Source organism: Nitrosospira multiformis (assembly GCF_900103165.1).
Taxonomy (GTDB): Bacteria; Pseudomonadota; Gammaproteobacteria; order Burkholderiales; family Nitrosomonadaceae; genus Nitrosospira; species Nitrosospira multiformis_D.
Genome location: NZ_FNKY01000001.1, coordinates 710261 through 725192 on the forward strand (window position 1 = coordinate 710261; position 14932 = coordinate 725192).

16 protein-coding genes are annotated in these 14932 nt (G+C 54.0%); 7 read left to right on the plus strand and 9 right to left on the minus strand.

Annotated features, from left to right (window positions below; genetic code table 11):
• Nucleotides 1-49: 49 nt before the first annotated feature.
• From hemL to thiD, 3 genes are all read right to left on the minus strand, one after another.
• Entirely contained in the window at nt 50-1333 is a 1284-nt protein-coding gene (hemL, locus tag BLR00_RS03340; protein WP_074630798.1) for a glutamate-1-semialdehyde 2,1-aminomutase, read from the minus strand.
• Between the two features lie 104 nt (nt 1334-1437).
• Nucleotides 1438-2106: a thiamine phosphate synthase gene (thiE, locus tag BLR00_RS03345; RefSeq protein WP_074630799.1), complete on the minus strand. Its 669-nt coding sequence runs from the start codon at nt 2104-2106 to the stop codon at nt 1438-1440.
• Nucleotides 2103-2945, minus strand: coding sequence for a bifunctional hydroxymethylpyrimidine kinase/phosphomethylpyrimidine kinase (gene thiD / locus BLR00_RS03350; protein WP_074630800.1), 843 nt, complete (start codon nt 2943-2945; stop codon nt 2103-2105). The genes thiE and thiD overlap by 4 nt, the downstream gene beginning before the upstream one ends.
• 81 nt (nt 2946-3026) lie before the next feature.
• On the opposite strand from thiD, the gene BLR00_RS03355 reads away from it, so the two are divergent.
• Nucleotides 3027-3179, plus strand: coding sequence for a rubredoxin (locus tag BLR00_RS03355; RefSeq protein ID WP_004178808.1), 153 nt, complete (start codon nt 3027-3029; stop codon nt 3177-3179).
• Nucleotides 3180-3569: a lactoylglutathione lyase gene (gene gloA, locus BLR00_RS03360; RefSeq protein ID WP_074630802.1), complete on the plus strand. Its 390-nt coding sequence runs from the start codon at nt 3180-3182 to the stop codon at nt 3567-3569.
• Nucleotides 3570-3765: 196 nt separating this feature from the next.
• On the opposite strand, the gene BLR00_RS03365 is transcribed toward gloA, so the two are convergent.
• Entirely contained in the window at nt 3766-5031 is a 1266-nt protein-coding gene (locus BLR00_RS03365) for a mechanosensitive ion channel family protein (RefSeq protein WP_074630803.1), read from the minus strand.
• Between the two features lie 451 nt (nt 5032-5482).
• Between BLR00_RS03365 and BLR00_RS03375 the strand changes: the two genes are divergently transcribed.
• Nucleotides 5483-6052 carry a PEP-CTERM sorting domain-containing protein gene (locus BLR00_RS03375; protein WP_074630804.1) on the plus strand — a complete coding sequence of 190 codons (570 nt, stop codon included), beginning with the start codon at nt 5483-5485 and terminating at the stop codon, nt 6050-6052.
• 839 nt (nt 6053-6891) lie between these two features.
• Here the strand turns inward: BLR00_RS03375 and BLR00_RS03385 are convergent.
• From BLR00_RS03385 to purM, 4 genes are all read right to left on the minus strand, one after another.
• A complete protein-coding gene (locus BLR00_RS03385; protein ID WP_074630806.1) occupies nt 6892-8172 on the minus strand; it encodes an RsmB/NOP family class I SAM-dependent RNA methyltransferase in 1281 nt (426 codons plus the stop codon).
• Between the two features lie 223 nt (nt 8173-8395).
• Nucleotides 8396-9151 carry a DUF3108 domain-containing protein gene (locus BLR00_RS03395; RefSeq protein ID WP_074630808.1) on the minus strand — a complete coding sequence of 252 codons (756 nt, stop codon included), beginning with the start codon at nt 9149-9151 and terminating at the stop codon, nt 8396-8398.
• On the minus strand, nt 9148-9786 hold the full coding sequence (gene purN / locus BLR00_RS03400; RefSeq protein WP_074630809.1) for a phosphoribosylglycinamide formyltransferase: 639 nt from the start codon (nt 9784-9786) through the stop codon (nt 9148-9150). The genes BLR00_RS03395 and purN overlap by 4 nt, the downstream gene beginning before the upstream one ends.
• 44 nt (nt 9787-9830) lie before the next feature.
• Entirely contained in the window at nt 9831-10889 is a 1059-nt protein-coding gene (gene purM, locus BLR00_RS03405; RefSeq protein ID WP_074630810.1) for a phosphoribosylformylglycinamidine cyclo-ligase, read from the minus strand.
• Nucleotides 10890-11004: 115 nt separating this feature from the next.
• On the opposite strand from purM, the gene hda reads away from it, so the two are divergent.
• The 4 genes from hda (at nt 11005) to BLR00_RS03425 (ending at nt 14263) form a co-directional block, all read left to right on the plus strand.
• The gene (hda, locus tag BLR00_RS03410) at nt 11005-11688 is read left to right on the plus strand and encodes a DnaA regulatory inactivator Hda (protein WP_074630811.1); all 684 of its coding nucleotides are present in this window, start codon (nt 11005-11007) and stop codon (nt 11686-11688) included.
• Nucleotides 11685-12347 carry a histidinol-phosphatase gene (locus tag BLR00_RS03415; RefSeq protein ID WP_074630812.1) on the plus strand — a complete coding sequence of 221 codons (663 nt, stop codon included), beginning with the start codon at nt 11685-11687 and terminating at the stop codon, nt 12345-12347. Before hda ends, BLR00_RS03415 begins: the two co-directional genes overlap by 4 nt.
• Before the next feature lie 87 nt (nt 12348-12434).
• Complete coding sequence (locus BLR00_RS03420) at nt 12435-13427, plus strand: FecCD family ABC transporter permease (RefSeq protein WP_256324036.1); 993 nt, start codon at nt 12435-12437, stop codon at nt 13425-13427.
• Between the two features lie 62 nt (nt 13428-13489).
• On the plus strand, nt 13490-14263 hold the full coding sequence (locus BLR00_RS03425; protein WP_143007621.1) for a 4'-phosphopantetheinyl transferase family protein: 774 nt from the start codon (nt 13490-13492) through the stop codon (nt 14261-14263).
• Nucleotides 14264-14296: 33 nt separating this feature from the next.
• On the opposite strand, the gene BLR00_RS03430 is transcribed toward BLR00_RS03425, so the two are convergent.
• Nucleotides 14297-14929, minus strand: a complete 633-nt coding sequence (locus BLR00_RS03430) for a class I SAM-dependent methyltransferase (RefSeq protein WP_074630814.1) — start codon at nt 14927-14929, stop codon at nt 14297-14299.
• Nucleotides 14930-14932 lie beyond the last annotated feature (3 nt).

The window sequence follows — 14932 nt, forward strand, 5'->3', positions numbered from 1 at the left end:
TCAAAATAAAACAGCCTGATCCAGATTGATCTGGCCGTTTCTTATTTCTTTATTTCAGCGCACCGAATACCCGGTCAGCCGCATCCAGCGTTTTATTGATTTCGACATCACCATGTGCTGTCGAAACGAAGCCCGCCTCGAATGCTGACGGCGCAAAGTAAATCCCCTCTTGCAGCATGGCATGGAAAAAACGGTTAAAAGATTCCTTATCGCATTCCATCACTTCAATATAGCTTGCCGGCAAGCCTTCCCGGAAATAAAGGCCGAACATGCCTCCCACCGCCTGTGCGCAAAAGGGAATACCGTGTTTTTTTGCGGCTGCAGCCAGACCCTCAATAAGTTGTTGAGTCCTGGCAGCAAGCTTTTCGTAGAATCCCGGCATTTGCACCAGCTTCAATGTGGCAAGCCCCGCGGCCACTGCGACAGGGTTGCCGGAAAGCGTACCGGCCTGATACACGGGCCCTAACGGGGCCAGGCACTGCATAATGTCACGTCTACCGCCAAAAGCAGCCATCGGCATGCCGCCGCCGATCACTTTGCCGAGCGTGGTAAGATCGGGTTTGATGCCGTAGAGCCCCTGGGCGCATTCCAGTCCAACACGAAAGCCGGTCATCACCTCATCAAAGATAAGTACGCTGCCATGTTGTGTGCATAACTCGCGCAGGGCGGGTAAGAAGCCGGGTTTCGGTGCTACCAGATTCATGTTGCCCGCCACGGGTTCGACGATGACAGCGGCGATTTCGTCGCCAAATTGGCTGAACGCCCGCTCCACGCCGGCGAGGTCGTTGTAATCCAGCACTACGGTGCTGGATGTGGTTCCGGCGGGAACCCCGGCGGAACTAGGATGACCGAAAGTAAGCGCCCCGGACCCTGCTTTCACCAGCAGGGCATCATCATGGCCGTGATAACACCCTTCGAATTTGATAATGCGGTTCCTCCCGGTATACCCGCGTGCCAGGCGAATGGCGCTCATCGTCGCTTCGGTTCCCGAGCTTACCAGTCTCACCTGCTCGATCGATGGAACCAGTGTGCACAGCAACTCCGCTATTTCGAGTTCAGCCTCCGTGGGTGCGCCAAAAGTCAAACCGTTTTGCGCCACTGCCTGGACCGTCTTAATCACCTCGGGATGGGCATGGCCAAGAATCAGCGGCCCCCAGGAACCGACGTAATCTATATAAGGCTTATCGTCCGCATCCCATACGTAGGCGCCCTGTCCCCGACGGAAGAATATCGGCGTGCCGCCCACCGACTTGAAGGCACGTACAGGCGAATTAACACCGCCTGGAATATATTTCTGGGAGAGCTCAAACAATTGCTGATTACGTGAAGTCATTTGATAACCTATGTTTATTGGGAATGGAATACGGAGAGTGAGTCCGCAGCTGGCGAACTCATAAAAAAGAATATCAAGCGATGCAAGGTATTATGGGCCACGCGTTATACTGAAGAATGATCTGGAAATAAGCAATCAGCCGTGGGATTAGGTTGAAATAACCGGGAAAAATTCTCGGCCGCGGATCGAATATACCCAGTCGCAAACAGAGCACTGCTCACCGCCACTGCATTGGCGCCCCGGCTTATCAGTTCTCCGGCATTATCCGAAGTAATGCCTCCAATAGCCACCACAGCAACATGCAGTTTCCGCCTTGCATGATCCAGCAAATCCATGGGTGCCGCCGCCGCACCCGGTTTGGTGGGAGAATCAAAAAAAGCGCCGAATGCGACATAATCCGCACCGTCACGCTCGGCTTCGACGGCAAGCTCCAACCGGTTGTAGCAAGAAACTCCAATAATTTTCCCCTTCCCCAGCCTGCGTCGGGCTTCGGCTACGGACGCGTCGTCCCGTCCCACATGTACACCATCCGCACCGACCTCAACGGCAAGATCGAGATAATCATTGACGATAAAGGGTACGCCGAATTTTCGGCAAAGATGTGCAAGTGAATATGCCTGCTCCAGTCGCAGTGCGGTACCCGCCGTCTTGTTACGGTATTGAACCAGACGTGCTCCACCTGTCAGCGCCTGTTGCGTCATCGTAACCAGGCCTGAGGTGTCGATCATCTCCGGTGTGATGGCGTATAGCCCTCCGAGTTCTGGCCGGGTCATTTCACTTTATCCTCGGCCACGGCATCTATCTCATCGCGGGCCCAGAATAGCCGGTCGGGCAGAAACTGTCCCATTCCCGGACGAAAACCGGCTTTAAGCGACTGCCAGGTATATTCCTGCGCTTCATATACCCCCTCGGCAATGGGTAAGCCATTCGCAAGCGCGGCGGCAATGGCCGAAGCGAGCGTGCAGCCGGAACCATGGTAGGAACCCGGCAGGCGTTGCCAGGAATCCGATCGGATAACGCCATCGTTTCCATACAGATGGTTGACCACCTGTAGCGTATTTTCATGGGTTCCCGTGATAAGCACGTATTCGCAACCCATCTGTAAAAGACGGCCGGCGCATTGACTCAGGTTCTGTATGTCGTCATCATCGTCTTCATCATCCTGGGCGAGCCGCCGCGCTTCCAGGCTATTGGGAGTGATGATGGTCGCCTGGGGAAGCAATAATTCGCGCATCGCGATCAGCATATCTTCGCTGGCGAGTTCGTCGCCGCGGCCCGAGGTAAGCACCGGGTCCAGCACCAGCGGGATATCAGGATAATCTGAAATCACTTCAGCAATGGCCGTGATAATCTCCACGCTGCCCAGCATTCCGATCTTGAAGACATGTACCGGCATGTCTTCAAGAACCGCGCGCGCCTGATCCGCCACCCATTCCGGGTCCAGCGCCATGACATCATCCACCCCGGCCGTGTCCTGCACGGTAATAGCGGTAATCACCGACAGCGGATGACAACCCATGCTGGCAAGAGTGAGGATGTCGGCCTGGATACCGGCGCCGCCGCTGGAGTCGCTGGCGGCGAAAGAAAGTACTATAGGGGGTGGCTGAGACATGGACTAATACCGTAAAATGGCATTTTAACCCAAATCCCTGTCATCATGCCCACTACCGAAACTCGCGCTTACCGTTGTTACATGTGCCTCATTTGCGGCTTCATATACGACGAAGCCGAAGGATCGCCGCAAGAAGGTATTCCCCCCGGGACACGATGGGAAGATGTACCAATGAACTGGACTTGTCCCGAATGTGCCGCGCGCAAGGAAGATTTTGAAATGGTGGAAATTTAAATGCGTATTCTGCATACCATGCTGCGAGTCGGCGATCTGGAAAAATCCATTGCTTTCTACACGGGTGTGCTGGGAATGAAAGTATTGCGCCGGCGGGATTACCCCGAGGGAAAATTTACGCTTGCGTTTGTCGGTTATCAGGATGAGGCGGATGGCGCGGTACTTGAATTAACCCATAACTGGGATGTAAAAAAATACGACCTGGGCACCGGCTATGGACATATTGCCATAGAAGTGGATGACGCCTACAAGACCTGTGAAGAAGTAAAAAAGCGTGGCGGCAACGTTACACGGGAAGCAGGACCCATGAGACATGGCGCCACCGTGATTGCATTTGTCGAGGACCCGGACGGTTACAAGATCGAGTTCATACAAAAAAAGACAGTATGAGCGTTAAACCCGGATAATCCATCAGGCGGCTCTCCGAGCCTACCCGAGTGAGGGCGGTCAGTTTTCGGCCATTTTCGTTGCTTGCCCAGCGTCCATAGACCGCGGCTATGGACTTTTCCCAAACGCCAGAGCTGTCTCGCAATCTGCCCCGCCATCATCTCGCAGCCTAATGGATTCTGCTGTTAAATTCCTGCCATTAATTTTCCAATTTGGCTGGCCGGACGAGCCGCACTTCCCGCTGCGGGAAGGGAATCTCGATACCGTGTTTTTGAAATTCAGTCCAGATTTCAAGGTTCAGGCTGGAACGTAAGCGGAGTGCTCCGCCCTCTGGATTCTCCACCCAGATGATCAGTTCCAGATTGATTCCACTGTCGGCAAATTCCTTGAGAATTACCACGGGTTCGGGTTCCGTTAATACTTGTTGCTTTTTTTTTGCAATGTCCAGCATAAGGTCCATGGCGGCTTCAACAGGGCTTGCGTATCCGATCTGAATTGGAAGAATCAGACGTATCCGGTGATCTGAGTAGGTCTGACTGATAACCGTTGAAGTGATGAAGGTATCATTGGGGATAAGGGCTTCGGTACCGTCGTCAACTTTGAGTACCACGTACCGCGTGGTAAGTAAAGTGACTTCACCTTTACGGTTATCCACCGTTACGATGTCGCCGATATGCAGGGAGCGATCCAGAAGTATGATAAAGCCGCTTATGTAGTTGCTGGCAATTTTCTGCAAGCCCAATCCCAGACCGACGCCGAGCGCGCCGCTGAATACGGATAAAACGGTAATGTCCACTCCAACCATGGACAATGCGAACAGAACGCCAAAAAGGGTCAGCAGAGTGCTGGTAATTTTTGACAGGATTACACGCTGATTGATATTCAGCGCATCGGTTTGCATGATACGAGCTTCAAGCGAGCTGGCGAGCCAGAGCGCCAATAGCATGCTGAGCGAAAATGCAAGAATTCCTTCCACGATCAGCAATAATGAAAGACGTTGTTTGCCGATATGGAATGAGATGTCATCAAGGAGGGTAAGGATTCCCGGCAACAGGCCTGTTACATGGAGCGCCAGTCCAATCCACACTACCCAGCCGATGCGCCGCTCCCAGGGACGCAACCACTCTTGACTGGAAAAAACCCGGCGCAGCATGTAGACGGTCGCGCGGATCAGCGCAAGCGCCAATAACAGGGGGACAGCGATATTGAGAAGATGAGTTGAATACAAGTGACTAAGCACCCATCTGCCGGGAAGGATCAAGGCAAGCGCAAGGAGTGGAAATAACAGCAGCCTGCGGCTTGCACCTGCTGGCGGAGAGAATTGTTGCCTGAGTCTTTGCAACAGCCATGCGAAACCCAGACCTGCAACCAGCACAGCAATCTGCCACAGGACGCTGATCTCCTGCGCATCGGTGATCAAACTGCGTAGCAAACTCTGGATTTGGATTTCGTTATCGGGTTGCATGAGTAGATTGGAACCAAGCGTGCGCTGTAATAAATTCTAGCACGAGCAACAGGTTGCGAGTGTTCGTAGCAGTCGTGCCAATTGGCTGGATACCTACTCAGTCACCCTTAATTGTGTGCGGGACGGCAAACTGGCCGCCGTGGTTGACCATATAAAGGCTCATCGAGGCGACCAGGAGCTATTCTGGGACAAATCGAATCATGCCGCGATGTGTGCGAATTGTCATAGCTCATACAAGCAAAGATTAGAGAAATCAGGCTGGATCGCTGGTTGCGATGATTTCCGGCCGACCACTGGATCAAAAGCATCATTGGCGAAAGTCCTGACGAGACAGGACGCAGCCAATTATGTAGTGCTCATTAGCACTTCCGTCCAATAGTAAAAGTAGCCAGAGTCTATAGCATATCAATTTAGACGGTTCCTGATTCTGGTCTCTTTATTGGAGAAATTCATGTTTTCAACTAAACAATTTGCAAAGGCGGCCCTTGCATCGATCGTTTGGGCTATAGGCGGAGTCGCGCATGCGGGCCTCATTGGCACACAAATGGAGGTTGGTTACTACACGCCCAACACCAGTTCGCCCTACGCATCGGCCATTTTTACGCCGTCGAGCTTTACGGTTGGCGCGGGCCAAGAAACGGTTGGAAACGTCGAGGGCGTAACCAACCTTTTCATCGACTTTACCGACAACACGCTTTCGGTCACCTTTGGCACAATCCTCGGTAGCCCCACCTGGAACTCGAACGATTTTAATGGGGTCATCTTTACCGCGATGAGTCCTTTCGATTTCGAGAGCCTGCTAGTGATTCCCTCCACCACGATGTCTGGATTCGATAACTCTCGGGTGTCTTTCACGGATAATCAGATCCTGCTAAATTGGCAAGGACTGAGCTACATCGACGGCACCACCGTAAACATCAGCTTCACCTCACCATCATCGCCGTCGGCAGTACCCGTGCCCGGCACACTCGCGTTAATTGGTCTCGGCATAGTCGGCCTTGCCTGGCGTCGGCGCAAATAAATAATAACAAATATGACGTTGATACAAGCCAGTTCAGGCCCCTGGCATTCACTAGTACGAAAACCAGACAAAACGTAATACTATTTATTTTCTTTACTTTGACTGCCGGCCTTCGCGTGTTGCTGTGAAGTTCCGCCGTGGGTTGAATGAGCGCGAGATCCCGCCGGGTTACTCATGGCCTTCTGTTTTGGGCTTACAGCTTTATTGCCGTCCTGATCAGCCTTTCCGTGTCTCGGGGGATCCGTGGGTAAATCACTGGCTGGATCTCTGCGATAGTGGAGGCTTCCCCGGGTAGGATCAGGAGTGAAGGGTTCGGTGGGAGGACGTATTTTTTCTTTGGTCATAGTAATCTCCTGGCAAATCAATAATGGATTAAAAATGTTCAATCTCCCGCCCCGTAGGAGCGGAAGCGTACCATGACGAAATTTTTAAAAGAATTCGGTGCGGAGCCGCACCTATTAATGTAGTCACTTTAGGAGTTCACCTGGCATTAATTCTCCACCCGAGTGGGTGGTTTCTAGTCCATATGTCCCATAGTAAAATTGCAGCAAGCCCGTAATATTATGTTGCGGGGCTCTGCTCCCCCCTTGCAGCGTAGCGCACCGCCCCGGCCCAGGAAACTGTGTCGGGTTTTTCATTCCTCCCGATCCGCCATGCAATTATCCCAAACCTGCTGAAGTAGGTTTTGTTGGGGTCTTGACGGTAAGGTAATTCTGCGCGCTGGGTAAATGTTACAGTAATTTTCATGGCTAGATTTCAACCATATGTGCACGCTTCCCCGCCAAGTAGAGAGTTCAGAGTTATAGCGGAGGACAATCAGACAGCCAACAAGGGAAGCGCTACGGATTGGGAATGTCGTCTTCCTGCTTTACCAGTGCCATCGCGGCGGCAAAAAAACCATCCGTACCGTGTAAACCGGGCGATAACTGCAAATATACGCCGGTATCGAGCGGAATTTTCTGTTGAGCCAAAAGTTCGGCGCAGTTCAGCAGTATGAGCCGGGGATGGCCAGCGAGAAAGCGCTCGACAATTTCCTGGTTCTCCTCCGGCAGAAAGCTGCAAGTGGCATAGATCAGCCTGCCACCCGGCTTGAGCAGGTTCGCCGCGGAGGATAGAATCGCCACTTGCTTGCGCTTGAGTTCTTCGATGCTCTGCGGTGACTGCCGCCACTTCAGATCCGGATTGCGGCGTAATGTTCCCAGCCCGCTGCATGGCGCATCCACCAGTACCCGGTCAATCTTTCCCGTCAGACGTTTTACCTTGATGTCGTTTTCGTTGGCAATACGCTGCGGATAAAGATTGGATAACCCGGAACGCTTGAGGCGTGGCTTCAGGTTATTCAGCCGTTTTTCGGAAATATCGAAAGCATAGATGCGTCCCTGTGAGCGCATCAGTGCACCCAGCATCAGCGTTTTGCCTCCCGCTCCCGCACAGAAATCCACCACCATGTCGCCGCGCTTTGGGGCGAGCAAATAGCCCAGCAGTTGGCTGCCTTCGTCCTGTACTTCCACCTTGCCGGTAAGAAACAGTTCATGGCGGTTGATAGCCGGCTTGCCGGTCAGGCGGATGCCGATAAGCGAGTACGGCGTGGCATTGCCTTCAATGCCGTCCTTGTTCAGCAACGCAAGGACTTCATCGCGATTCGCAAGCAGCGTATTGACGCGCAAATCAAGTGAAGCGGGGCGTTGCAGCGAACGTCCCAGATCGAGAATCTCGTTATCCGGCATGAAGCCACGCAGCTTCTCCATCAGCCATTCGGGGAATTCGGCCTGTATGGCAAGCGACTGCGATTCCGGGGTCACTGCCTTGATCCCGGTAAGCCATTTTGCTTCAACCTCGCTGACGAGCGGCAGCAGCTCGCGCAAATTCATACCCTGAAACCTGGCCAGATAGGCAAGCAACAAGGAACGGGGCGTGGAAGTGCCGGATACGCTTTCAAGAAAAAAACGGTGGCGCAAAATGCCGAATACGCTTTCCGCGATAAATGCCCGGTCATTTGCCCCAAACGCCGGATTCTCGCGAAAAAAATGCCGCAGTATTGAATCGGCAGGGTGATCCAGCGGCAGCACGGTACGCAGTGCAGCGGTGACCATGTCCAGGTGAGCAGGAGTAATACGCATCTATGTCGATACCGCGAAAGTAGGAGTGAGGGAGACGTGGCACATCCGCACAATGGGGTACAACATATATCCCAAACTGTGGAAGGGTGACAAATTCTCAGGCTTTAAATTATTCCAAATTCGGCCTGTCGCGAATTCACCATGGGAAAGTCAAGTGGCGCACGAGATGGTTGTCGATCATACCGCCATACCGCACAAAAATGGTCCGCCGCCGAATTCAGGATTACTGAAGGCGTCCCTGTTTTAAGCTATTCGCGGGCTCTCCATAGCTTATTTTCGTAACCATCTGATCCGTCACAATACCCATTTTCTCGGTGGCCACGATGCGTACCGGGAGCATATGGTGGTCAACGGCAAGCCAGATTTTCCTGTCGCGCTCGCCATCCGTTTCAGTCTGTTTTGTGAGCACGATGGTTTCGAGCTTGCCCATCGGCGTATCCAGCGTTTCCTTGCCAACGGCGTAGCGAACCGATTCGAGCCGCTTGCCGTCGGTTACGTGCAGATTTAAAACTTTGCCGGGAACAGGCGAGAACAAGAAGCTATAATGCAGGCTCAGTCTATCCTGGATGTCGGCAGGCAGGGCTTTCTGCTCTTCCCCGCGTTTATGCTGAAGGGTCAGCAATTTCTTGTTCCAGTCAAAAATAGCTACTTTGGGTATTTTCTTGCCGTGCTGATCGGAAAAGCGGCTGGGTCGCAGTGATCCCTCCGCTGTGATACTCCCCGCACTATCAAGCATAATAGGGTCCGGTTGTGTCAACGCCAGCATACCCTTGGCACGGGCTTCGCTGCTGATGGCATAGCTGCGCATGCCTCTTTCACGTTTGATTTGCAGCGTATCATTCACTTCTCCTTCCAGGCCGCCGGATGTTATCGAGTAGCTGATGTCGACACGAGCGGGAATATCGGCGGCCAGAGCGGACGAGGTGAAAAAAGCGGAAAAGTATAGTCCGCATGACAGGGCAACAGATAGAAGTTTCATTGGTGTAATTCCGGTGAGAATAAAATTGAACCATCAGCCACGGCATCGCTCACTTCCACACGATTATCGGCGACTTTCAGTCGGCCTTCCATAAACCAGCGTATCGCTTCGGGGTAAATGCGGTGTTCCTGTTGCAATACCCGTGCAGCGAGCGTTTCTTTGGTGTCGCCGGGCAATGTCTGGACCGCCGCCTGAATGATGATCGGGCCGTGGTCCACCTGCGAGGTTACAAAGTGCACGGTGCAGCCATGTATCTTCACGCCTTCCTTCAGGGCCCGGGCGTGGGTGTCGAGGCCGGGAAAGGCGGGCAGCAGTGAAGGGTGAACGTTCATCAGCTTTCCACAATAACGGTTAACAAAGCCATCTCCCAGAATGCGCATGAAACCGGCGAGTGCGATCAGGTCCGGTTCGTAAGCGTCGATTGTTTCCGCCAAGGCGGTATCGAATGCCTCGCGAACTGGATAAGACCGTTGATCCAGTACTTTTGTTTCAAATCCATGCATCCTGGCAATTTCCAGCCCCGCCGCATCCGGCCTGTTACTGATAACAGCGGCTATCCTGACCGGGAGTTTTGCGTCGATCAGCGCTTCCATGTTGCTGCCGCGGCCGGAAATGAGAATAACAAGGGACTTCATTATGTCAACATCAACAGGATGACCAAAGACAATCTTTGTCTCGATTACTCAATGATCGTCTGCGATTCATTCGCATCCCGTTGCCGGATGATGCCGATACGCCAAACGGTTTCGCCCCCAGACTGCAATATTTTCACCGCGCTATCGGCAAGTTCCGGCGCCACGATCAGCACCATGCCAATGCCGCAATTAAACACACGGTGCATTTCACTTTCGGTCACGTTGCCCTGCTCCTGCAGCCAGCGGAAAAGCAGCGGGATTTCCCAGTGGCCTTTTTGCAGTACCGCAACGACACTTTCTGGCAGGATACGTGGAATATTTTCCACCAATCCGCCACCCGTAATGTGAGCGAGCCCTTTAACCGGCAGATGCTTCATCAGTTCGAGCACCGCTTTTACGTAAATACGGGTCGGTGCCATGATTACATCCATTAACGCTTTACCCCCGAAATCGGTCGACAAGTCTGTGTTATTTTTTTCGATAATCTTGCGGATCAGTGAGTAACCATTGGAATGCGCACCGCTGGAAGCCAGTCCAAGCACCGCATCACCCGCCCGGATAGTTAAACCGGTGATGATATGATCTTTCTCCACCACGCCTACCGCGAAACCCGCAAGGTCGTATTCACCCTCCGGGTACATGCCCGGCATTTCGGCGGTCTCACCGCCAATCAAGGCGCAACCCGCTTGTTCGCAACCCGCCGCGATACCCTTGACCACCTGGGTGGCGGTATCCACGTCCAATCTGCCGCAGGCGAAGTAGTCCAGGAAGAACAATGGTTCCGCCCCCTGTACCAGAATATCATTGACGCTCATTGCCACAAGGTCTATCCCAATGCGGTCGTGCCGGTTCAACTGGAATGCGAGCTTCAATTTGGTGCCCACGCCATCGGTACCCGATACCAGCACCGGATTGCGGTAATTCCTGGAGATTTCGAACAACGCCCCAAAGCCGCCTATGCCCGCGAGCACCTCCGGACGCATGGTACGTTTGGCATAGGGCTTGATGTTTTCTACCAGGCGGTCACCCGCATCAATATCCACGCCCGCATCGCGGTAGGAAAGCTGGATAGCGTCGGGATTTTCGGGATTGGATGAAGTCAAGTTGAGTTCTCGCTCAGTTGCAGATAGAGTGCCGCTTTTCAGGAAGCACAATTTTACCGTAAATGATCCCTAAACACTTCCGACTTCCGCGATCTGCACGATATAAAGCTCGTAGATGAAACAACTGGTGCTGGACATCGCCCCATCGCCACCCCCAACGCTGGCAAATTTCGTGCCGGGCCGGAACGCCGAACTGTTACAGACCCTGGGTAATATCCTCGCCGGACTGGAGCGGGAGCATTTTGTTTATCTATGGGGCGGTAAGGGATGCGGCAAAAGCCACTTGCTGCAGGGGATGGCAGGACTATGCATGCACGATAAAATGAGCACAGCATATTTTGCATGTGATGCGAATACCAGTTTCAGCGCGGGTGGCGATGCCGATTGCGTGATGGTGGATGACGTGGATCGCCTTAATGCCGATGCGCAAATTGGCTTGTTTAATCTCTATAATGGTATTCGTGAGGAGGGCCGTGCGCTCCTCCTGGTAAGCGGCTCCGCCGCTCCGGCGCAATTGAAGTTGAAAGTGCGTGAAGATCTTGTTACCCGCTTGGGATGGGGTTTGGTATATCAGATGCATGAATTGACTGACGAGGAAAAAGCAAAAGCCATGAAAAGTCACTCCGCCAGCCGCGGACTCGATCTGTCGCAGGAGGTGTGCGACTACCTGCTTCGTCATGGACGGCGCGATTTACCGTCCTTGATGGCTACGCTCGATGCGCTTGATAGTTATTCGCTGGCGAACCGGCGTAAAGTCACCGTTCCATTGGTACGCGAGTTATTGCAGGTGGCATCATGAAACTTGCCTTGTTTGACCTCGACAATACCCTCCTGGCCGGCGACAGCGATTTCGAGTGGGCGCAATTCCTTATCGAGCAGCACGTGCTGGATCGGGAAGTATATGAAGCACGCAATGTGGAATTCTATGAGCAATACAAAGCCGGTACGCTCGATATCCACGAATTCCTGGATTTTCAGTTAAAGCCATTGTCGCGCCACCCTCGCACGCAGCTCGATGCCTGGCACCGTGAATTCATGGAGAAGAGGATTCTGCCCCTGATAGCGCCCGGTGCGCGCGAACTGATTAACAGGCATATGCTTGGCGGTGATCTATGTGTCATCATCACTGCCACCAATCGCTTTGTTACCGCACCGATCGCGCGGACACTGGGTATAAGCAATTTGATCGCCACCGAGCCGGAGCAGAAGGATGGCGAATTTACGGGCCAGGTTTCAGGATTACCCTGTTTCAGGGAAGGCAAGATAGCGCGTCTGGAAAGCTGGCTGGATGAGCACAATCTGACGTGGCTGTCGTTCCTGGAAAGCTGGTTTTACAGCGACTCACTGAATGATCTGCCGCTGCTCAAAAAAGTTACCCATCCTGTCGCGGTGGATCCTGATGCAACGCTCAAGGGCTATGCCGAAAAAAATGCGTGGCCCATCATCAGCCTGCGATAACGTTGCAGGAACGTTCCACCGTGCGCGGGAGGGGCTGGAACAAACAGTCCGTGCTGCCTGTATGCCCTCGCCCGGGATTCTGAGTGTTTGCGTTCTGGTGTGACTTCCGCCAGACATCCTTTACGGTTGCTGATCCTGTTTTCGGTGCTTGCACTCGGCAGCCTGTTCGCCGGATTGCTATTCGGCAGTGTGGACATCCCTGTTTCCGGCATTGTCAGTGCACTATTTTCGCCAGCTGACAGCGTTTCCCATCAAATAGTCTGGCAACTGCGCCTGCCGCGCGTATTGGCGGCATTTGCCTGTGGCGGCCTGCTCGCCCTGGCGGGCGCGCTACTGCAGATTTTATTGCGCAATCCACTGGCTGATCCCTATATTCTGGGCGTATCCGGCGGGGCGGCGGTGGGCGCGCTTGCCGCCATGCTGCTGGGATGGGGACTCCTGTTGACCAATCTGACATCACTGGCGGGCGCATTGGCAGCGATTGCCATCGTGTTTGGCCTGAGTTTTCGCGCTGGTGACTGGAATCTTTACCGGCTGCTTCTGACAGGCGTCGTGTTGTCCGCTGGCTGTACCGCCCTGACCACGTTGATTCTGACCCTGGCGCCGGCCAGCGATGTAAAAGGTATGCTGTTCTGGCTGATGGGCGACGTTTCCCGGGCCGAAGGATTGCTGCCTGCGTGGATCACCCTGATCATGGTAGCGGCCATGAGCCTGCTATTTTCCGGTAGCCTCAATGTTCTGAGTCTCGGCCAGATGAAGGCAAAAACGCTGGGTGTGGCCGTGCTGCCATTGCAGATTGGGGTCTACTTTGGCGCGTCATTGGCGACTGTGGCGGCGCTGATGCTGGCGGGCGCCATCGGTTTTGTCGGGCTGATCGTGCCCCACGCCGTCCGCCTGCTGGGGGTGAGCGACTTTCGTTGGCTATTGCCCTTGTCGGTGTTGCTGGGGGGCGGCTTTCTTACGCTGGCCGATACCCTGGCGCGCACCTTGTGGGCGCCCCAGCAATTGCCGGTCGGGGTGTTGACAGCATTATTGGGCGTACCGATGCTGTTGCTGCTGCTGTCGAAAAAACATTCGTAGTTTTGTGGCAGACCGCCGGTTTGCTCCGTAGCCTTCGATAAGGCTGGCTCCAGGAATTAGAATTGCAAGTCAGGCAATATCATCACCCGCACTCCATGACTTCCGCATCGGCCACCGAATTACCCGCAGGGACGGTTCACCTCTGGTATACGTCCGTACCGCAGGCGAGGATTCCGCTCGATCAATATCTATCCATTCTTGATGAGGAGGAGCGATGCCGCGCAGCCCGATTCCATTTCGATCGCGACCGGGAATCCTTTATCCTGGCGCGCGCCTCCCTGCGTTGTTTACTGGCGCGATATACGGGTGCCGATCCCGCTCAGATCCGGTTCAAGCAGGATCCATACGGAAAATTGTATATCCATCATCCGGTTAGTTTGGTGCGGTTCAATGTCACCCATTCCGGCGATTGCATCGTCCACGCAATCGCTCAGGGGACCGACGTTGGAGTGGATGTCGAGATCCTTCGCAATTCCGTTGAGCTTGCTTCGATTTCATCGTATTTTGCCGCTGGCGAACAAGCATGGCTGCTTGCGGCTGACGCTCAAGCGCGGGATACCCGGTTTTTCACTCTCTGGACATGCAAGGAAGCCTATATCAAGGCTCTTGGACGGGGATTGTCAAAGCCCCTGAACAGCTTTGAGATCAGCTTCGCAGAAGGAGGGGAGCCGAAAATTCTCTCCGATTCCGAGGATGGCGCTCACTTGAGTTCATGGCAGTTGCTGCTTTTCGAGCCCCGCCGGAACGTATTGGGCTGCGTCGCCGTGGACGTTGCGTCAACCCGGGTCGAGTTGCGTGATTACGACTCAGGCGTGTTGCTGCGGCGTATCGTCTGAGTGGGATAGCTGTGGCTGTCGTATCGCCGGTTCTCATCGGGTTCGAACGAAGCACTGGATATATGCGTCGCCGGTATCCTTCTTGACGTAATCCGTGGTTTCGTATGACGCATAGGAGCGGCGCTCGACAACAATACGATCGAAGTGATGGACGAACTGCCACCGCAGCACCGGGCGCGTGGAAAAGCAGGGGATGAAGACTCCGCCTCGACGCAGGGCGCGCGTCACGGCCGGCATTACTTCCATCCACAAGGCTTCGTCGTCCCACAGCGAAACCGGTACGAGATAGGGATCGAAGAAGATGCCGTCGAGGCTTTCCGGCTCCATCCGCTGGATATACTCGAAAAAATCCGCATGAACAATCTCCAGCGCTGGCGGCGGGGACGGGTTGCGTTCGCGAAAAAGCTCGATGACCCGCGGAAATTTCTCGATGACGGTATGATGGCGCGTGGCCGGGTTGGCGGCGATGCGTAACGCCGAAATGCCCAGACCCAATCCCACTTCCAGAAATTCCGAACCGTAGCCGCAAAGGATGTCGGCGGATTCCCACATCAGCGCGCTTTCCCATCCTTGCATTGCCTGTCCATCGTCTATGTAGAGCGTGACCTCCTCGTTATTTTCGACGAGCTTTATCTCCGGGTTTTCCCGTTGCTGTATTGCGTCCATAGC